This window comes from Pontibacter sp. LHS1 (assembly GCF_058932855.1).
In genome coordinates, this window is sequence record NZ_JBZYWF010000001.1 from 247,052 (window position 1) to 267,819 (window position 20,768).

At 51.4% G+C, this 20,768-nt stretch carries 15 protein-coding genes; 10 read left to right on the forward strand and 5 right to left on the reverse strand.

The window, feature by feature from the left end; all coding sequences use genetic code 11:
• Positions 1 to 96 precede the first annotated feature (96 nt).
• The gene (gene trxA / locus AC5FXQ_RS01080; protein ID WP_493600658.1) at positions 97 to 402 is read left to right on the forward strand and encodes a thioredoxin; all 306 of its coding nucleotides are present in this window, start codon (positions 97 to 99) and stop codon (positions 400 to 402) included.
• Positions 403 to 531: 129 nt separating this feature from the next.
• On the opposite strand, the gene AC5FXQ_RS01085 is transcribed toward trxA, so the two are convergent.
• Positions 532 to 1,911, reverse strand: a complete 1,380-nt coding sequence (locus AC5FXQ_RS01085; protein WP_493600659.1) for a sensor histidine kinase — start codon at positions 1,909 to 1,911, stop codon at positions 532 to 534.
• Positions 1,901 to 3,280 carry a sigma-54-dependent transcriptional regulator gene (locus AC5FXQ_RS01090; RefSeq protein WP_493600660.1) on the reverse strand — a complete coding sequence of 460 codons (1,380 nt, stop codon included), beginning with the start codon at positions 3,278 to 3,280 and terminating at the stop codon, positions 1,901 to 1,903. Before AC5FXQ_RS01090 ends, AC5FXQ_RS01085 begins: the two co-directional genes overlap by 11 nt.
• Before the next feature lie 290 nt (positions 3,281 to 3,570).
• Between AC5FXQ_RS01090 and AC5FXQ_RS01095 the strand changes: the two genes are divergently transcribed.
• The 9 genes from AC5FXQ_RS01095 to AC5FXQ_RS01135 all read left to right on the forward strand — a co-directional run bounded on the left by AC5FXQ_RS01095 (position 3,571) and on the right by AC5FXQ_RS01135 (position 15,968).
• Positions 3,571 to 4,824: an efflux RND transporter periplasmic adaptor subunit gene (locus AC5FXQ_RS01095; RefSeq protein ID WP_493600661.1), complete on the forward strand. Its 1,254-nt coding sequence runs from the start codon at positions 3,571 to 3,573 to the stop codon at positions 4,822 to 4,824.
• Positions 4,825 to 4,944: 120 nt separating this feature from the next.
• Positions 4,945 to 5,664: an ABC transporter ATP-binding protein gene (locus tag AC5FXQ_RS01100; protein WP_007660718.1), complete on the forward strand. Its 720-nt coding sequence runs from the start codon at positions 4,945 to 4,947 to the stop codon at positions 5,662 to 5,664.
• 157 nt (positions 5,665 to 5,821) lie between these two features.
• Complete coding sequence (locus tag AC5FXQ_RS01105) at positions 5,822 to 8,212, forward strand: ABC transporter permease (protein ID WP_493600662.1); 2,391 nt, start codon at positions 5,822 to 5,824, stop codon at positions 8,210 to 8,212.
• A gap of 116 nt (positions 8,213 to 8,328) precedes the next feature.
• Complete coding sequence (locus AC5FXQ_RS01110; RefSeq protein ID WP_493600663.1) at positions 8,329 to 9,549, forward strand: hypothetical protein; 1,221 nt, start codon at positions 8,329 to 8,331, stop codon at positions 9,547 to 9,549.
• A gap of 3 nt (positions 9,550 to 9,552) precedes the next feature.
• Positions 9,553 to 10,005: a DoxX family protein gene (locus AC5FXQ_RS01115; protein WP_493600664.1), complete on the forward strand. Its 453-nt coding sequence runs from the start codon at positions 9,553 to 9,555 to the stop codon at positions 10,003 to 10,005.
• 23 nt (positions 10,006 to 10,028) lie between these two features.
• On the forward strand, positions 10,029 to 11,900 hold the full coding sequence (locus AC5FXQ_RS01120; RefSeq protein ID WP_493600665.1) for a M61 family metallopeptidase: 1,872 nt from the start codon (positions 10,029 to 10,031) through the stop codon (positions 11,898 to 11,900).
• Between the two features lie 161 nt (positions 11,901 to 12,061).
• On the forward strand, positions 12,062 to 14,377 hold the full coding sequence (locus AC5FXQ_RS01125; RefSeq protein WP_493600666.1) for a TonB-dependent receptor: 2,316 nt from the start codon (positions 12,062 to 12,064) through the stop codon (positions 14,375 to 14,377).
• Entirely contained in the window at positions 14,377 to 15,192 is an 816-nt protein-coding gene (locus AC5FXQ_RS01130) for a DUF4249 domain-containing protein (RefSeq protein WP_493600667.1), read from the forward strand. The genes AC5FXQ_RS01125 and AC5FXQ_RS01130 overlap by 1 nt, the downstream gene beginning before the upstream one ends.
• A gap of 8 nt (positions 15,193 to 15,200) precedes the next feature.
• Complete coding sequence (locus AC5FXQ_RS01135) at positions 15,201 to 15,968, forward strand: hypothetical protein (protein ID WP_493600668.1); 768 nt, start codon at positions 15,201 to 15,203, stop codon at positions 15,966 to 15,968.
• A gap of 77 nt (positions 15,969 to 16,045) precedes the next feature.
• On the opposite strand, the gene AC5FXQ_RS01140 is transcribed toward AC5FXQ_RS01135, so the two are convergent.
• The 3 genes from AC5FXQ_RS01140 to AC5FXQ_RS01150 form a co-directional block, all read right to left on the reverse strand.
• Positions 16,046 to 16,861: a purine-nucleoside phosphorylase gene (locus tag AC5FXQ_RS01140; protein ID WP_493600669.1), complete on the reverse strand. Its 816-nt coding sequence runs from the start codon at positions 16,859 to 16,861 to the stop codon at positions 16,046 to 16,048.
• Positions 16,862 to 17,080: 219 nt separating this feature from the next.
• On the reverse strand, positions 17,081 to 18,844 hold the full coding sequence (gene sppA / locus AC5FXQ_RS01145) for a signal peptide peptidase SppA (protein ID WP_493600670.1): 1,764 nt from the start codon (positions 18,842 to 18,844) through the stop codon (positions 17,081 to 17,083).
• A 496-nt stretch (positions 18,845 to 19,340) separates the two neighbouring features.
• Positions 19,341 to 20,609: a replication-associated recombination protein A gene (locus AC5FXQ_RS01150; RefSeq protein WP_493600671.1), complete on the reverse strand. Its 1,269-nt coding sequence runs from the start codon at positions 20,607 to 20,609 to the stop codon at positions 19,341 to 19,343.
• Between the last annotated feature and the right edge of the window lie 159 nt (positions 20,610 to 20,768).

Consider the following 20,768-nt stretch of genomic DNA (forward strand, 5'->3'; position numbering starts at 1 on the left):
AGGAAGGGCATGATTTGAATCCGTGCAGCTGTTTGGTGTCCGCTGGTTTTATCCTTTAGCTTTGCACTTCGTAAAAACATAGTAAACAAGAGAGCTATGGCAAAGAAATCATTCGCTGAACTGATCAAAAGCCCGGGCATGCCAGTGCTTGTGGACTTTTATGCCGACTGGTGCGGCCCCTGCAAAATGATGAACCCGGTGGTGGAGCAACTAGCTAAGGATTTCTCGGGTAAATTGAAGGTCATCAAAATAAACGTGGACAAGAACCAGGCAGCTGCCCAGCAGTACCGCGTGCAGGGCGTGCCGACTTTTATGCTTTTCAAAAACGGGCAGGTCGTCTGGAAACAGGCCGGTGCCGTGCCGGGGCACCAGCTAAACCAGGTGATCCAGCAAAACCTATAGGAATTAATAATGGGTAATTGAGAATGTTAATTCTTGATCTGGAAAGATGTGCAGCTGCAGCTGGTATTTATAAGCTTCCGATTTTTGATACTTCCACCCCAGGTTTTCAAAACCGTTCTTAACTATTCATTACTCATTATTCATTCGAAAGATCAGGCTGAATGTGGTGGGGCCGCCTGGGGGGCTGCTGACACGTATGCTGCCTCCATGCTGCCGCATGATTTGCCTGGAAAGGCTGAGGCCTATACCTGAGCCCTGCTTTTTGGTGGTAAAAAAAGGAATAAAAATCTTATCCAGATCTTCAGGACTAATCCCTGTCCCGTTGTCCTGCACGTCGATCCTGAAGCGATTTCTATCCTGCTCATCCTGATAGGCGATCACTTCCACACAGGGGCCTGCAGCCTTATGGCTTGCTTCCATCCCGTTCTTGATCAGGTTGATCAGCACCTGTTCGATCAGCTCCGGGTCTATCTGCAACTCCGCCTTTTCATCCCGCAGGTAGAGGAAGAGCTTCGTTTGTCTGGCTTCCATTTCAGGCTGTAGCAAGGTCTGCACACCCTTCAGCAGGTCCTTTACTTTTACGGTTCTCAATTCCGGGGTTGGCACACGCATCAGGCGGCGGTAGTTCTTCACGAAGTGGAGCATCCCGGTACTGCGTTTTTCAATGGTCTGTAATCCTGCCTGTATATCCTCCAGTACCTCCTGTTCAGGTGTCTCTCCGACATCAGCTTTCCTAACTACCTCCTCTTCCATCAGCTGCGAAACAGTAGCCGTTAGGGAGATGACCGGTGTGATGGTATTCATAATTTCATGGGTGAGTACCCGGATCAATTTCTGCCAGGTCTGCAGCTCCTGCTCCTCCAGCTCAGATTTGATATTCTGGCACGACACGATTTTGAGCATTCGTCCCTGCGAAAACAGGGTGGTGGCATGCAGGGCCAGCTGCAGCTGCTCATCCCGTACCTGCAGGGTAACAAGCCTTCTCTCATTGTGCCCGATGCTGCGCATCACCTCCACCAGCTCCTCACTGATGCGGCCTAACGACTCTATGTGCTCTAGGTGGGGCGTGTGCAGGACTTCTTTTAGCACATGATTTACCAACTCCACACGTCCACTCTCATCAAAAGAAACGATACCTACGCCAATGTGCTCTACGATCGCCTGCAGGTACAGGTGGTGCGCCTGCTTGTCGGTTTTGATGCGCTGGAAAGCATCGGATACATCGTTGAACGACTGATAAAGCTCCTTATATGCCGGATTACCCCCTTTTACTGCGAAGCGCTGCGTAAAGTCCGAGTGACGAATAGCCTCCAGAAAGCTTGAGATATCGCGGTTGGTTCGCTCCACATAATGCACTAAGTCATAGAGCTGGAAGAGCAGCAGTAATCCGATGCACACGGCAGTCATGTACCATTCGGTGCGGTATAGGACTAGTGTGATCCCAGCAATGCTGATGATCAACAGCCCCACCCGCAGCAGCAGGTTCGCTCTGAAGCGGTTATAAACCATGTTTTTCTATTCGGCGGTAAAGTGCGGTTCTGGTGATACCAAGTTCCTTTGCTGCATGTGTGATGTTTCCGGCATGTTTGACAAGGGCTTTCTGCACCATCATTTTTTCCAGTGCCTCCAAGGTATAGTCACTCTCCAGAACAGGCTCTTTATCGGCGGCCTTGCCTGACACATCGCCCGGTGCGAAATAAAAATCCTCTGGCTGCAGCTCCTGCTGATCACACAAAATCACGGCTCGCTCCAGGGCATGGTCGAGCTCCCGGATATTGCCCGGCCAGCGGTACTCGGTCAGCCGGCGGATGGTGCCAGGTGCTATACCTAGCCCTTCACGTTCATACTTTTGGCTGTACACGCGCAGGAAGTGCTGCGCCAGCAGCCGGATGTCTTCCTGACGCTCCCGCAATGGGGGCAGGTATATCTCGACTGTGTTGATACGGTACAGTAGGTCCTGACGGAAGGTGCCTTCCCGTACCATGTCGTACAGCGGCATATTGGTCGCGCAGATCAGGCGTATATCAATCGGGCGGGGCTTGTTCGTACCGAGCCGGATCACATGGCGGTTTTGCAGCACAGACAATAGCTTGACCTGAAGCGGCAGCGACAGATTGCCTATTTCATCCAGGAACAAAGTCCCGCCATTTGCAGCCTCCATCCGTCCCATGCGCTCTTCTTTGGCATCAGTAAAGGCGCCTTTGGCGTGGCCGAACAGCTCACTTTCAAAGAGTGTCTCACTGATAGCACCCAGATCTACCTTCTCAAAGACCTTATCGGAACGTTTCGATTTACGATGCAGGGCGCGTGCCGCGACCTCCTTGCCTGTGCCGTTTTCGCCGAGTATCAGTACATTGGCATCTGTACCGGCAACTTTTTCTATCGTCTGGTATACCCGCTGCATGGCCGGCGACACACCAATAAAACCGGCATAATGGAAGGCGGTCTGGTTTTGCTCCGCTGTTTCCGCACTTCGTTTCCCTACTCCCCTGTTTTGCTGGCAGGCGGTTTTCAGGATGGCCACGAGCTTATCGTTCTGCCATGGCTTCAGCACAAAATCGGTGGCTCCTTCTTTGAGGGCACGCACTGCCAGTTCAATATCGCCGTAGGCCGTCATCAGAATCACCTTAACAGCCGGTGCCAATTTCAGAATCTGTTTCAGCCAGTGTAGTCCCTCCTTGCTGGATGTAGCGCCTGCGCTGTAATTCATATCCAGCAGCACTACGTCAAAACGGTACTCCTGCAGCAGGGTCGGGATGCTATAGGGATCCGAAGCTGTCACCACCGTAGCAAAGTGCTGCTTGAGCAGCAGTCTGCTTGCCAGCAGGATGTCTTCTTCGTCATCTACAACCAGTATTTTACAATCAATTTTCCGCATGAGCTGCAAGGACTTAACAAATTCTTCGGGGTAAAGAAATACTTTCTGATTCAGAATACCAAAAGTTATAGGCCCTCTATCCCACCCCAAATTCAGAAAGAGAAAACACTGTATTTTTACTTGTGTGTTCAAGTGTTCGCATACAGACAAAGGAGTGTACGATACCGAACAGTTAAGCTGAACAATATGAGCACATTAATTAATAAATCACTGTAAATCAAAACATTGAATACAATGGCACATTTATTGGCAATCCTTGTTCAGCATTACACAGAAACTCTTTCCCCGCTATGGATCGCGTTATAGAAAAGAAAAAATATACCCCTAAGAAAATTGCTGCTATAGCCGGTGCTGCACTGGTGCTGGTAGTGGTTCTTTACAACTTACTTTTTGCAGAACACTCCTCTAAACTCAATGTTGACAGCAAGCGCATTACCGTGGGCACAGTGGAGAATGGTGTGTTTCAGGAGTTCATTGCCATAGATGGTGCAGTAGAGCCTCTCAAAACATTTTACCTCGACATATCAGAAGGTGGCCGTGTAGAGAAAATCTATACCGATGACGGTCGCATGGTGGAAAAAGGAGACACTATTCTGAAGCTTTCCAATACGACGCTCCAGATCGACTTCATGACCCGTGAAACACAGCTTTACGATCTGATGAACGAGCGTCAGAACTCTGAGATCACGATGAAGCAGGACCAGATCAGGCAGTTGAACGAGTTAGCCGAGATTGAATACAACCTGGCGACAGCTGAACGGGCCTACAACCGGAATAAAGTACTGTTCGATGAAAAAGTGATCTCGCAGGAGGAATTCCAGGCATCTAAAGAGGAGTACGAGTACCTCAAAAAACGCAAGGTTCTTGGCGACCGCTCCGTGAAGCAGGACGCAAAGCTGTTGGATGACCGACTGCGCCAACTGGATGAGTCCATCAGACGAATGCAGGCCAATATCAACATGGCCCGCAACACGCTGAACAGCTTATATGTTACCGCCCCTATATCCGGTCAGCTTTCTACCCTGAAGGCCCAGGTAGGAGAGTCTAAAGGTGCCGGCGAGAACATCGGCCAGGTGGACGATATGAGCGGCTACAAGGTGAGGGCCTCTATTGACGAGCACTATATTTCCCGCATATACCCTGGGTTGGAAGGCAACTTCGACTTCAACGGACAGAACTATAAGCTAAAAGTAGCCAAAGTGTTCCCGGAAGTGCAAGCAGGTACTTTTCAGGTAGACCTTGAATTTGCCGAGGATGCCACTCCGCAAGGTATACGCCGCGGCCAGACGCTGCAGATCAGGCTGAACCTGAATGATGGCGGCAAGGCGGTGCTGCTGCCACGCGGCGGCTTCTACCAAAGCACAGGGGGCAGCTGGATATTCGTGGTGGATAAGTCGGGGGATCATGCGACCAAACGCTCCATCAAACTCGGACGTCAAAACCCGAAACATTACGAAGTGCTTGACGGCCTGAAGCCAGGCGAGAAAGTGGTCCTCTCCTCCTATGAAAGCTACGGCGACATAGATAGGCTGGAGTTAAAGTAAAATAATGGCTATATGGTTGCATTGTTAAATGGTTTTTCCTGAATAATTCTCTCACGCAAACCTAATAGCAATTTGACCATCAACAATTTAACATTTAAACAACATAACAATTAAGATACCATGAGCAAGGAAGAATTTATCATCGAAACACAGCAGTTAGAGAAAAAGTACATCACAGACACGGTAGAGACCACTGCCCTGGCTGGTGTAGACCTGCGCATTGCCAAAGGGGAATTTGTGGCGGTGATGGGACCATCCGGTTGTGGCAAGTCCACGCTGCTGAACATCCTCGGTTTACTTGATAGTCCTTCGGGCGGTACATTCCGTTTCCTGGGTCAGGACATCAGCCACGCTTCGGAGCGCCAGCGTGCCAAGATCCGCAAGCATAACCTGGGCTTTGTGTTCCAGAGCTTCAACCTCATAGATGAGCTCACGGTAGAGGAAAACATCGGACTGCCATTGGCCTACCTGGGTATACCGCGTGCTGAGGCAGACAAACGTGTGAAAGAGGCCATGGAGCGCATGGGTATAGCGCACCGCCATGCTCACTTCCCACAGCAACTCTCTGGTGGTCAGCAGCAGCGTGTCGCCATTGCCCGTGCCACAGTATCCAACCCTAGCCTGATCCTGGCTGACGAACCGACCGGTAACCTGGACTCTGTACACGGTCGTGAAGTGATGTCTTTGCTGTCTGAATTGAACGACGCAGGCACTACAGTGGTAATGGTAACGCACTCTCCTTCAGACGCTGAATACGCCCACCGCATCGTGAACCTGTTTGACGGCCAGATCGTGACAGAAAGCCTCAATGCCAGAAAGCACGCAGCTGAACTGCTATAAATCGCAAACTTCTTGCATTATGTGATGGCAACTCTTCTGCAAAGGCAGGCACACAATCAATGTAAATGCGAACGACTGTCGCGGCAGTATGACAGTGCCGCAGCAGTAGCTGCAGGATCATGAAACCATAGTATAAGACCAAAGAGGCTAACATTGTATGCTTAAGAACTACCTTCTCATCTTCTGGCGCAACATGACACGGAACAAAGTGTATGCTGCCATCAACATTGTTGGTCTGGCTATCGGTATTGCATCATGCGTGCTGATATACCTGTACGTCCAGCATGAGCTCAGCTTCGACAAGACCTTTACGAAACACGACAGGATATACCGTGTCGTAAACGATCTGATTGTAGAGGATGAGGTCGAAAAAGCCTCTGTTACCCATGCAGCCCTGGCTCCTGCCCTGGCAGCAGATTTCCCCGAGGTAGAAGCTGCTACCCGCATGATCAACCGTGGCAAACAGGTGCTCCGCTTAGAGGAAAAAGCCATCACCATCGATCACACCTTTTGGGCAGACAGTAACTACTTCCAGCTCTTTGACTATAAAATGCTGGAGGGCGATCCTAAATCTGCCCTGATGGAGCCGAACACCATGGTGCTTTCGAAAGATGTGGCGGCAAAGTTCTTTAATGATCCGTTGGATGCCATGTTCAGCACCCTCCGCATTGGTAGCCAGTCTTATAAAGTGACAGGTATATTTGAGCCCGTGGATGCGGCCCATATGCGACCCAATGTGCTCACCTCCTTCAGCACCATACCTGCGGAGGCTCGCAATAACATGCGCACAAACTGGGGCAGCACGAACAGCTATACCTACGTGCTGCTCAGAAACGCTGGTGATGCGACTGCGCTTAAGTCACAACTACCGGCCTTCGTGGAGCGTCGGGTAGCACCGGGGCGTCCCAACACGACAGAGCGCGTGCAACTGCACCTGCAGGCACTGCCAGACATTCACCTGAACACGGATTACCTGTGGGAGGCTTTTCCGGTTGGGAAAAAATCTTACATCTACATTTTCTCGTTCGTGGGCCTGTTCATTCTCCTGATCGCCTCCATCAATTACATGAACCTGGCGACGGCACGTGCCACGAAGCGGGCAAAAGAAGTAGGACTCCGCAAAGTGGTGGGAGCTAACCGTTCTCAACTCATCGCCCAGTTTCTCAGCGAGTCAGTCCTGATGACCCTGCTTGCAGTGCTGCTGGCACTGATGATGGTCGAACTGATGCTGCCCACCTTTAACACATTGGCAGATAAAAATATACCTGGCACCTATTTCCTTGATGTTTCCTTCTTGCTTACACTGCTGGGGATTGGCCTTTTCATCGGCTTGGTGGCAGGGAGTTATCCGGCACTGGTGCTGTCACACTTCAAACCGGTTGATATCCTGAAGACTGGCAAAATGCCAACAGGCAGCGGCGCTTTTATGCGAAAGGGGCTCGTAGTCCTGCAGTTTACTATTTCGCTGGTACTGATCATCGGCACGGTGGTCGTGTACAGCCAGATGCACTACCTCAAGACCCAGGATCTTGGCTTCAACAAAGAGCAGGTGCTGGTTGTGGACATCCCCAGCGGCGACACGACTATCGTCAACAAAATGACAGTTGTGAAGTCTGAGTTGCTCAAGCACCCAAACATTACCAGCGCCACTACCAGTGCCATGATTCCAGGGGCAAGCACAGGTGTCATCATTTTCAATGTGGAGCGTGACAACCAGATGGTCGAGAAGACTTTCAACACCATCTGGGTGGATTATGAGTTCTTCGACCTGATGGCTATACCTGTGGTGGCAGGCAGAAATTTCTCAAAAGACATGAGCACTGACCTGCAGTACGGCATCATGGTGAATGAAGCGGCCGCCAAAGTTATGGGCTGGAATGACCCTGTTGGCAAGCGTATTGGCGGTTCTGATACCACCCGGGCCAAAGTGATCGGGGTGGTGAAAGACTTTAACTACACCTCGCTGCACAGCCAGATAGAGCCGCTCGTGATTATGCTTGCCCCGCAGAACAATGGCTACCTGATGGCACGCATCACCCCTGAAAACATGGAAGCCACCCTCGCGCATGTGGAAAGCGTTTGGCAGCGCCTGGCCCCTTCTCACCCAATGGACTACTTCTTTCTGGATGACAGCTTTAACGAGCAATACCGGGCAGAAGAAAAAATGCTCAGCATTTTCGGTTACTTCACCTTCCTGACCATTATCATCGCCTGTATGGGCTTGTTTGGGCTGGCCTCTTTTACGACCGAGCAGCGTACCAAAGAGATTGGCATCCGCAAGGTACTGGGCAGTTCGATTACAGGTATAGTGGTGCTGCTAACCAAGGACTTTGCTGTGCTGGTGTGCCTGGCTATTATTATCGCCAGTCCGGTTGCCTGGTACGGCATGCAACAGTGGCTGCAGGACTTTGCCTACCGCACCCCGATCGGCGCCTGGGTGTTCATTGTATCGGGTCTGCTGGCCTTGATCATTGCTATACTGACCGTGAGTTTTAAAGCCACACGCGCCGCTCTGGAGGACCCGGTGCAGGCGCTGCGAACAGAGTAATTTAATTGAGTTTGTGTTTGTATTGTTAATTGAAGGTGAACTTCAGCGGGGCATAAAAAAATTTGCCCGCTGAAGCATCCTTTACCCAACAAAATGCATCATTAAAAATAAAAACTATGACAAAGCCATCTACTATCTTTTTTGCTTCACTTGCCGCTGGCGTCTTGAGCATGCTTGACCTGCGCCCAGCCGCCTCTACCAGTCTGCGCCTCATAACCGGTGTGGAAGTAATGCAGCAGGACACCGTGAAGGCAAAGAAGAAAAACAACAATGTCCGGATACAGGTAGGTGGCAAAGACGGTAAGAACGGGGAACAGGTATACATCAACACAGATAATAACAAGCGGGAAGAGCTGAAGCGCCAGGGCACTGTCACCCTCACTGATGACCTGAAGGACATCAAAAGCATCTCCCCGAATGGTTATCTCAAGTACATGCGCTCGGTAAACGACGATACCAAGCGGCTCGAGATCATAAGCGATGCGAACGGCAACCTGACCCGTACTTATTCAGAGAACGGAAAGAAGGTGGCCTATGAGCCAGCTGGCAGAGAGTGGCTGCAGCAGGTAATGCCAGACCTGATGGCCAACACTGGCATAGGTATAGCCGAGCTGGTAAACGACCTTTACGGTAAAGCAGGCGCGAAAGGAGTCCTCGCTGAGGCGGAAAAAGCAGGCAGTGAACATGCGAAGATGCGCTTCGTGCATCACCTGTACCAGCAGCCTGACCTGAAGTCTGCCGATGTGAAGCAGTCGCTGCAGTTTGTGGACAAGCACGTGACTTCTGACTATGAACGCCGCAAAGCATTGGGTACCGTAGCAGCCGTACACCTGAAAAACAAGGACGTGGTAAGCAGCTACCTGCAAGTGAGCGGCAAAATCAATTCAGACTACGAGCGACGCAAAGCTCTTCTGCATTTGCTGGAGACACCAGATCTGAGCAATGAGAGCATGGCCATGGCACTGGAGCAGACGGGTAAAATCTCCTCTGACTACGAAAAAGTCAAAGTACTGCAGCAATTGGCCGAACAGCCTGCATTCATCCAGCACAACTACAAACCGGCCTTCTCCATCATCGATAAATTCTCGTCAGACTATGAGAAGGCAAAAATTATTAACGCTGTTATAAAGAATCATAAGCTGTCACAGGCCCAGTATAAAGAGCTGCTGCCTGTTGTAAGCCGCATAAGTTCCGACTACGAAAAGGGCAAAGTGCTCCGAAACATTGCAAGCGCTATACCTGCCAATGATAAGGACCTGCGTGCGGAAGTGGAGAAAGCAGCCAATACCATTGGCTCCGATTATGAGAAAAACAAAGTCATCAGTGCTCTGCGATAACCAATGACTCGGGACGCTTTCACCTTTTTCCGTCGCAACAAAGCCTATGGGGTGGTGTTCCTTCGTTTTGCCATGGGCGTCTTTTTGATCTATGGCGTGCAGGATAACGTGTTTAGTTGGGAGCGGATGCTCGAATTCCGGGATTTTCTGCAGGTACATGGGGTTCCCTACCCGCTGGTAGCCGCTCACCTGTCGGTCTATACCCAGTTTCTGATAGGTATCATGCTCCTGCTTGGCTGGGGCGTACGGCTGGCTGGTCTGCTGCTCATCATCAATTTCACGGCTGCCATCGTGATTGTGCACATCGGGCAGACATTTCCACAATACTATCCGGCAGCAGAGCTTATTTTCGCAGGTTTCTTTTACCTGTTCAACGGTGCAGGCCCCCTTTCTGTCGATTCTTTTTTAGAGAAAAGGCAAGTACAAACCCAAAAGCAGCCCGTGACCGTTAACTAGGTTGTTAACTCACGTCCGCAAACATGAAATTAACCAAAACGATCCTGCTCCTGCTGCTCAGCCTTCATTTCAGCTGTTCCTCAGTTGCCACTCAGTCGAGTTCTGAACCTCGCTACGCTGTTACCATCGACCTCACGCAAGTTAAAAATGACAAGGTACAGGTAAGCCTGCGCCCCCCTGCTATCAAGCAGGGCGAGGCCATTTATAACATGCCCAAGATCGTGCCTGGCACCTACTCCGTTTCGGACTTCGGGAAGTTCGTGTCGGAGTTTCAGGCGCTCGACAAACAAGGTAAGCCACTGCCTGTAGAACGCATCGACACGAACCGCTGGCGCATTACCCAGGCCCAGAACCTGGACAGGATCACCTATTGGGTAGATGACACCTTTGATGCGGAAAGACGGCAGGATGTGGTATTTGAGCCGGGTGGCACTAACATCGAAGAAGGCAAGAACTTTCTGCTCAACCCATTTGGCTTCGTAGGTTATTTCGACGGACTCAAGCAGGTGCCTTACGAGCTCACGGTTACCAAACCTGCCGGTTTTTATGGCTCCACAGCACTACAGGCTACGTCCAACACAGCCACAGCCGACACTTATACTGTGCCCAATTACGTGGAGCTGGCCGATTCGCCCCTGATGTATAACCAACCCGACACGACGGTGCTCAATCTGGGCGGGACTGACGTGCTGGTATCTGTCTACTCCCCTACCGGTCGGGTGACTTCCAGGCCCATCGCCGACAACATCCGCGACATATTAGAAGCACAGCGCAGCTACCTCGGCGGCACCCTGCCGGTCGATAAGTACGCCTTCCTGATTTACGTGCCGGAGCGACCGGGCAAGTCGGGCTCTTATGGTGCGCTGGAGCATTCCAACTCCTCGGTTTACTACCTGCCTGAGATGCCGGAGGAGCGCTTCAACAGCACCATGCGCGATGTAGCCGCCCACGAGTTCTTTCATATCGTGACGCCGCTTTCCATTCAGTCCGAAGAGATCCACGACTTTGACTTTATTAACCCCCGCATGTCGAAGCACCTTTGGCTGTATGAGGGTGTGACGGAGTATTTTGCCTCCCATGTGCAGGTGCACGAAAACCTGATATCGGTAGATGAGTTCATGCAGAAGATCCGGGAGTATATTTTCAACTCCATGGCTTTTAACGATACCTTGCCTTTCACGGAGATGAGCGCCAAAGTGTTGGACGAATACGAAAACCAGTATGGCAATGTGTACCAGAAGGGAGCTCTGATAGGGATGGCGCTGGATATACAGCTGCGCGACCTCTCAGATGGCAAGTACGGTCTGGTAGACCTGATGCAGGACCTGGCCAAAACCTATGGCAAAGGCCGTCCTTTCAAAGACGACGAGCTATTTGATAAGATAGCCGAACTCACTTACCCGGAGATACGCACCTTCTTCGCCCGCTATGTGGAAGGCAGTGAGCGCCTGCCCCTGGAGGAACTGCTCAACAAGGTAGGAGTTAAATACGAGCCTGTTTCGGTGCAGCTGGTCAATTCCTACGGGGGCTTTGTGCCAGGCTATGACCGCGAAGCCGACAAGATCACAGTAGCTGAGGCTGATGACATGGATGAATTCGGAAAGCAGATGGGCTTCAAGGAAGGCGACCAACTGCTGGCTTTCAACGGCAGAGAAATCACGCCCATGAACATCCGCGACATCATAGGCGAAGAACTGCAACAGGCAGAGCCGGGCAGCAAAATAGAGATCACCGTAGGACGCAAAGACGCGAAGGGCAATGTGAAACCCAAAAAACTCACCGGAAAAGTGACCGCTGTCAAACGGGAAGTACTGCACCTGTTAGAGCCGGTTGCTTCTCCATCGGAGCGACAGCTTCGCCTGCGTGCCTCCTGGCTAAACGATACCATGCCTTAAGAAACCATCCCCAAAAAGGAACATTTTGAGAATCGCGCTGTTTCATAAAAAATATTCTACTTAAACAGATCTGATAAGGATCGTTTTTCTGGGGTGGATCAGGTTATTTGTATGTACCTTTGTGCCTGATTCTCAAAGCCCCCGGTTTTAATTTTAGTTAGATGCGCTTACCAGCTTTTGCTGTATACTTAATTTGTCTACTCAGTTTCCTCGCCCCTGATGTATTTGCGCAGAGCACCTACACCATCAGTGGCTATGTACGAGGCACCGGCAGCGAAGACGCCCTGATAGGGGCTACTGTATCGGTTCCCGAGCTTCGTATCGGTGCCGCAACGGATGCACGTGGTTTCTATACCCTGCAACTGCCTGAAGGCAGCCATACCTTGCAAGCCACTTACATCGGCTACGAAACTGCTACCCGCACCATCGAGGTTTCTGACCAGAAACTAACCGTTAACTTTGCCCTGCTCCCTGCCAACAGCCAGCTACGCGAGGTCGTGATCGAGGCTAATTCGCTCCAGCAGAAACTCAACGCCAACCAAATGAGCGTCGAGACGCTGACGACAAGGGAGGCCAAACTCTTGCCGGCCATTTTCGGCGAGGTTGACCTGATCAAGGCGCTGCAACTTAAGCCTGGGGTACAATCGGGCGGCGAAGGAGCCTCAGGCCTATACGTGCGCGGTGGCGGTCCTGACCAAAACCTGGTATTGCTCGACGATGCCGTAGTTTACAATGCTTCCCACCTGTTCGGCTTCTTCTCTGTGTTCAATCCGGATGCCGTTGAAAGCGTGGAACTCTACAAGGGCGGCTTCCCGGCGCAATTTGGGGGCAGACTATCGTCGGTGGTGGATGTGAAAATGCGTGAAGGCAACAAGGAGCGCATCGGCGTAACCGGTGGCATCGGCCTGATAGCTTCGCGCCTGACCGTGGATGGCCCTATTGTGAAAGACAAATCATCATTTGTACTCTCCGGTCGCCGCACGTACTTTGATGTGTTCACGCGCCAGATCAACCGGATACAGGAAGGCAAAGAAGACTTCAATCCTATACCTGACTACTACTTCTACGATCTTAATGGCAAGGCAAATTACAAGCTGGGCGAGAAAGACGAACTGTTTCTGAGCGGCTACTTCGGGCGGGATTTCTTTGGATTCAACGACGCGGACTTTCAGTTTGGTTTCGACTGGGGTAATAAGGTAGGCGCTTTGCGCTGGCAGCACAAGTTCAACCCGCGCTTTCAGGTAAACACGACACTATCTGGCAGCAGCTACCAATACAACGTCAACAACAAGATCGATGTGTTCAGCTTCAACCTGACCTCCGACATCCGTGATGTAGCGCTAAAAACAGACTTCAGCCTGATCCTGGACAAGGGCCATACCTTGCAATTCGGCGCCATGGCCACCCGGCACAACTTCACCATCGGCCGCCTCAACTTCGACTCGGACGATGACCGCGTTAGCTTTGGGGCAGGGAATGATTACGAAGCCACTGAAGCCGCTGCCTACGTGGCGGATGATTTCCAGGTAAACAGCCAGCTTTCACTTAATTACGGCCTGCGTATGTCGGCCTTCAGCAGTGGAGGCAAGACCTATGGTGCCTTTGAGCCACGTGCCTCTGCCAGGTATAGCCTGAGCGAGAACACCTCCCTGAAGGCCAGCTATGCCAGCATGATGCAGTACATCCACCTGGTGGCCAACTCCGGTGCTTCACTGCCAACCGACATCTGGTACCCTTCTAACGATTATGTAAAGCCGCAGCGTTCGCAGCAGGTGGCCGCAGGTATAAGCCATCTCTTTGGCGGTGGCCGCTACATGGTCACCAACGAACTCTACTACAAGTGGATGCACCGCCAGATTGACTTCCGTGACGGGGCCAACCTGTTTGTGAATGACAACCTGGAAGGGGAGTTTCTGTTTGGCAAGGGTGAGAGCTACGGCAATGAGGTATACCTCGAGAAGATTAAAGGACGCACCACGGGCTGGGTAGGCTATACCTTGTCGTGGAGCTACCGCCAGTTCGACGACATCAACGGAGGCCGCCGCTTCCCGACCCGCTATGACCGCCGCCATGACCTGAGTGTGGTGGTGCTGCACGAGTTGAGCAAGCGCATCAGCCTGACCGGCGCTTTTGTGTATGGCACCGGCAACGCCTATTCACTGCCCGTGGCCCGCTTCGCCTTTCAGGATGTGCAGGGCAAGAGTGCTACGGTGGTGCCTGTGTACAGCGACCGCAACAGCTTCCGACTGGATGCTTTCCACCGGCTGGACCTGGGCCTGGTACTCAAGCTCAAGCCCAAGCATGGTGAGGCCGACCTAACGTTCAATGCCTACAACGCTTACAACCGCCGCAATCCATACTTTGTATACTTTGAGCAGGTGAAGGACGAAGAAGACAACGAAACACTCGGCTTCCGGGCCAAGCAGGTGTCGCTCTTCCCGGTTATACCTTCTGTTACCTATAATTTCAAGTTCTGATGAAGACCAGACTACCGATCTATACCTTGCTGTTGCCCCTGCTTTTTTTGCTGCTGTCCTGTGACATGGAGCAGGAAGTGGAGGTTAAGTTACCCCCCTACGAATCACAGCTCGTGGTTGAATGCTACCTGGAGCCCGGCAAACCCCTTCGGGCCGTTGTGTTGGAGAGTGTGAGTTACTTCAACGAACCTGAATTACCGCTTGTGCCTGATGCGGAAGTGTTCATCACGCACCAGGGTAGGACGATCAAACTGCCTTTCAGCCCCATTCAGAACAAAGAAACCGGCAAGTATTATACCCACCGCAAAAACGAGAAACTCAACCTGAAACCGGGCGATGTGCTTACGCTGGAGGTGAAAGACAAAAAAGGGCGTCACGTGACGGGCACTACCACCATTATGGGCCAGGTGCCGATTGAGGCTGTGGAGTGGAAGTTCAATGAAAGAAACAAGGCCTACCTGCTCACTTCTTACCAGGACGACCCGGATGCTGAGAACTATTACCGCTACATGGTGCACCGCGACAGCCTGTCCAACTCCTCACAGCGCGACTTCGTATCCAATGACCAGCTTACCAATGGCCAGCGCGTGTCCTATGGGTCGGGCTATGACTACGAAGAGGGCGATACACTGGTCGTGTCACTGTTTCATATCGAGAAGCAGTATTACGACTTCCTGAGCTCTATTTCAGATGCACGCAGGGCCAACGGAAACCCATTTGCCCAGCCTTCGCGCATTGTCTCTTCTGTAAAGGGAGGTATTGGCATCTTTACAAACCTCTCCTATAACCGCAGAACGGTCGTGATTGAGAAGTAAAACAAACGATGGAAGCACCTTTACCTCCTGACCGGGTTAGAGAAAACCCAAGCCCTCGTCCAAAAGAAACCATACTGGCCTTCTGGCGTTTTCTGAAAGCCCCCAAACAGCTGGAGGCGCTGCACCAAAAACCTGAGGAGGTATGGCGGCCACTGCTGCAACTGTTTGTACTCAAGTTCGTGCTGAGCCTGGGTATAGCAGCCATCATATTTGGCCTGATCAAGCTGATGGGCTACAACCCGTTTGCCAGTCATCGCCTTGATCGTTTCCTGGAGGAGAACAACCCCCTGCTGGTGCTATTGGCTGTAGCGGTGATTGGTCCTGCCATAGAGGAATTTTTCTTTCGTGCTCCCTTGCGCTATACCCGCATGCGGCTATTTGTCGCTTTCCTGACCATCATCTTCTTTATACTTCCTACGCTGCTGGAGATGCTGCACATCAGCACACTTGTGAGTGCCGTTATCTGGCTTGCAGCTCTGATGCTGGCCATCTGGGTGGTACTATCGGATATGCGTGCCTGGTACCTGCGGCGCCTCTGGGAAAAGCGGTTCCCGGCAGTGTTCTATACCTTCACGACCGTATTCGCCCTGGTGCACCTGGCCAACTATGAGAACCTGCACCTGCCCATGGCCCTTATACCTTTGCTGGTGGTGCCGCAGTTTATTGGCGCCTTGTTCTGGGGCTACATCCGACTCCGCTTCAGCCTGACCTGGGCGATCGTATCTCACGGCTTGTTTAACGCACTACTCCTCGCACTCACTTACCTGACAGTATAAAATGCTGTAAACAAGCAGGGGCCTCCTAATGGCTGCCCCTGCTTGTTTATATATGCTCTCGCTCCCGTGTTTAAGCATTACTGCTGACGCACCAGCTCTTTGATGAGCATGGTCATGCGTGGCTCTGCTATCGCAGCGGCTTCCAGAATATCGGCCAGGATCACTTTCTTGATGCGGTCTGGTGTGCCCATGTCCGTGATTACCGAGATACCGAAAATCTTCATGCCCATGTGGCGGGCGGCGATGGCCTCCGGTACGGTGGACATACCCACGGCATCAGCCCCGATGCGGGCAATGTAGCTGTACTCAGCCAGTGTCTCCAGCATTGGTCCTGGTACACTGGCATAAACACCTTCCTGCAGTGTGAAGCCGGCATCCTCAGCGATGACCATCGCCTGGCGTACCATGCTTTCGTCGTACACTTCGCTCATATCCGGGAAGCGAGGTCCCAGTTCGTCCAGGTTCGGACCGATCAGTGGGTTGGATGGTTGCAGGTTGATATGGTCCGTGATCACCATCAGGTCAGATGTATTGAAGGCAGGGTTCAGACCGCCACTGGCATTGGAAATGAAAAGCTTCTGCACGCCCAGCAGCTTCATCACACGCACCGGGTGCACGACCTGGTTCATGGTATAGCCTTCGTAGTAATGGAAGCGGCCCTGCATCACGATCACCCGACGACCAGCCAATGTTCCAAAGGCTAGTCGGCCTGAATGACTCTCTACTGTAGAAACCGGGAAGTGCGGGATGTCGGCGTAGTTGAGGCTATATTCAATTTCAATCTCTTTGATCAAGGCGCCCAAGCCCGTCCCCAGGATAATGCCAAACTCAGGTTGAAAGTTGCCCGTCTGATCCTGTATATAAGAAGCGGACTCTCGTAATTGCTGCATCATATCGTTCATCGTTTTATATGCTGTTATTTTGGTACGCGAAATAGGTTATTTATTCTGAGAGAATAAATGATTTATGTCATGTGCTTTCTTAAAGCTTTTACCTTGTTCTATTCCGCAATTTGCAAAAAATGGCTTGGAGCTGAAACAAAAAGCCCGCTGGTTTAAACCAGCGGGCTTTCGGGTATTTCATCAGCAGCAGGTAATAGCCTGCCAGTGCTGTTATTGAATTGTCAGTTCATACGGCATGCGGGTCTGGATGCCCTGCATGTTCTCTACCTTCTTATACATCTTGTACACAGGGTATAGTTGACCAAGTTCGGCCTTTACGGCACGCTCTTTTACCTGCGAACCAGCTTCTCCAAACATCTCTTCAAAGAAAGTCTTGCGGCGCGGCAGTTCTTTAATGCGGTAGTCATCTTCTATACCTACACGGGCAGCGGCAATCTCGATCGCCTTTTCCAGACCACCATGCACGTCAACCAGGTTGCGCTCCTTGGCTTCTATACCTGACCACACACGGCCTGAGGCATACTCCTTCAGCTGGTCCTGCGACATGCCACGGCCGTCGGCTGCCTTCTGCGTGAACACTTCGTAGATCTTGTTGATCTCACGCTGCACGATCTCTTTTTCAAACGGCGTCATAGCGCGGGTTACGGTCGGCAGGTCAGAGTGTTTGCCTGTGCTTACACGATCCACTGTGATGCCCAATTTGTTCTTGAAGAAGTTTTCGAAGTTCGGCACGATGCCAAACACACCGATACTACCTGTAATGGTGTTCGGGTGCGCCACGATCGTATCGCAGCCCATGGCCATGTAGTAACCGCCAGAGGCAGCCATATCTGACATAGAGGCAATGACAGGCTTCACCTTGCGGGTCTCCTGAATCTCGCGCCACATTACGTCAGAGGCAAGTGCGCTACCGCCCGGTGAGTTGATGCGCAGTACGACAGCCTTCACATTATTGTCCATACGGGCATTGCGAAGGGCCTCTGCATAGCGCATGCTGCCGATTTGATCATCGTCTCCTTCACCGTCCACGATGTCGCCTTCGGCGTAGATCACAGCAATCCGGTTTTTAGCAGAGCCGCTACTCTCAGTATCTTTCACTTTCTTATACTTGCCAAGGCTCACCAGTTGCAGTTTCTTGTCTTTGTCGACACCCATCTGCTCTTTCATGTAGTCGATGGCCTCATCGTAGTAGCCGATATCGGTTGCCAGACCATGGGTTTTGGCGTCTTCAGCTTCACGAACGAGCACCTCATCCGATACTTTTTTCAGCTCCTCGTAGGTCTTGCCACGTGCCTCTGCAATTTTGCGCAGTTGGTAGTCATTGATCGAGTTAAGGAATGAGGTCATCTGCTCGCGGTTGGCATCGCTCATCTTGTCGAGGAAGAAAGGCTCCACAGCGCTCTTGAACTCACCCACTTTGAAGATGGTCGGCTCAATGTCCAGTTTCTCAAGTGTGCCTTTGAAGAAGAACACTTCGGAGCTGATGCCATTGAACTCCAGCGTACCCATCGGGTTCAGGTAAATTTTATCAGCCACAGAAGACAGGTAGTAAGCCTTCTCGTTGGTCATGTCGCCATACGACACGATGAACTTGCCAGACTCTTTGAAGTCAATCAGTTCGTTGCGTATCTCTTCCAGTTTGCCCATACCGGCATCCACAAAGCGCATGTTCAGGAAAATGCCTTTCACATTATCGTCGTTTTTGGCGCGACGAATGGCAGCTTTAATCTGATCAAGACCGTCGTTGCTGCTCATTGAGAAAAAGCCGATAGAGAAATCGCCAAAAGGATTCTCTTGCTCACGCTCTACAATAGCTTTATCAAGTTTGAGCTCCAGCACCGAGTTTTCGGTTACGGTGACATCGCCTTTGGAAGCTGATGCCGCAATGATGCCTACCATGATCAGCAAGCCCAGGAAGAAAAATATGAACAGGCCAAGAATGGTAGCCAGCACATATCTGAGGAAATTCAGCATAGGTTCTATTAAATGTTTAGGTTCTGTTTTTAAGTACCGGGAAATACAGGTCCCTGCATACAATAAACAAAAATAGCGCTTAAAGTTCAATACTAACCTCCAACAAACCGCATACTCGACCAATCGGGCCATTTCATAGACGAAGGAAGTTTAAGAACTTGGGTGTTTAGGAGTTGAGGAGTTAGAGAGCTTTGAAATGCAATACTTGAACATTTTCGAGCCGTATTCATGGTGTCAGGCTGGAATTATTTTCTGGTGAAGTATTTAGGAATATCACTAAGGTCGCCGCCCCAGTAAGGCCTCATGCCCAGGAAGCGTCTGCGGAAGTAGAGAAGCACAATGTTAACAAAGAAGAAATATACGCTACCATATGGATAACTCAGATGATCCCAGACAAAATAAATAACCACCTGCAATGCAAATAATAGCAAATAAACTGTTCACCCCTTTCTAACTCCTAACTCTCTACCTTTTTAACTCCTAAACTCTCAAATTCTCAATACCTGTACTTCTTCCCCCACTGCGCCTGTAGTTGCTTGAGCATGTCGCGTTCGCGGGCGTTATTGCCAGGTTGATAAAGAGCGGTGTTGCTGAGTTCCTGTGGCATGAACTCCTGCGCTACGAAATTACCCTCGTAGTCGTGGGCATACTTGTAGTTGTTGCCATAGCCTATTTCTTTCATCAGCTTGGTAGGTGCGTTGCGAATGTGCAGCGGCACGGGCAGGTTGCCGGTTTGCTGCACCAGCTGACGAGCCTGCTTGATGGCTTTGTAGCTGGCGTTGCTCTTCGGTGACGTGGCCAGGTATACCGTGCACTGCGATAGAATGATCTCGGCTTCCGGATAACCGATCATCTGCACAGCCTGAAAACAGGAGGTCGCCATAAGCAAGGCGTTGGAGTTGGCCAGACCAATGTCTTCAGAAGCGGCGATTAGTAAGCGACGGGCAATGAACTTGGGGTCTTCACCGCCCTCGATCATGCGGGCCAGCCAATAGACGGCCGCATTGGGGTCGGAGCCGCGTATGGACTTGATATAAGCAGACACCAGGTCATAATGCATCTCGCCCGACTTGTCGTACATCACGATGTTCTGCTGCGCGACCTGCTTCACCAGTTCGTTCGTCACCACCACTTCGTCAGCTTTTATACCTTCAGCTACGATCTCGAGCAGGTTGAGCAATTTGCGGGCATCACCGCCTGATATGGTCAGCAGGGCCTCGTATTCTTCTATTCGTACTTTGCGGTGGCGCATCCATTCGTCCTGCTCCAGGGCCTTGTCCACCAGCTCGATCAGCTCGTCTTTGGTGAGGTGCTTGAGGATGTATACCTGGCAGCGGGAAAGCAAGGCCGAGATCACTTCAAAAGAAGGATTCTCTGTGGTAGCGCCCACCAGGGTTACCGTACCTTTCTCGACAGCCCCCAGCAAAGCGTCTTGCTGTGATTTGTTGAAGCGGTGAATCTCGTCGATGAACAGCACCGTACCCTGCCGCTTTTTGGCCTGATCGATCACTTCGCGGATGTCCTTCACGCCTGAGTTGATCGCACTCAAGGCCACGAAAGGCACTTTCATCTGGTTGGCGATGATGTTAGCCAGGGTGGTTTTGCCCACGCCGGGAGGTCCCCACAGGATCATACTGGGTATCACGCCGCCCTCTATGTAGCGGCGCAGGATGCCGTCTGGCCCTACCAGGTGTTTTTGTCCGTAATATTGATCGAGGTTGTGCGGCCGCATGCGCTCGGCCAAAGGTATGTTCGGGTGATTCATCTGCTCTTTTCTCTTCAGGAAATCGGTGTAAACAAAGTTACGAATTTAAGGCAAAGCAGGAAGGAAGATACGAAGCAGTCCGTATACCTGGCGGTATACCTGCAGTAAGTTAAACAGCGTCTGTCAGTGCATGAGTATCAGATTATCCGCTTACCGGCA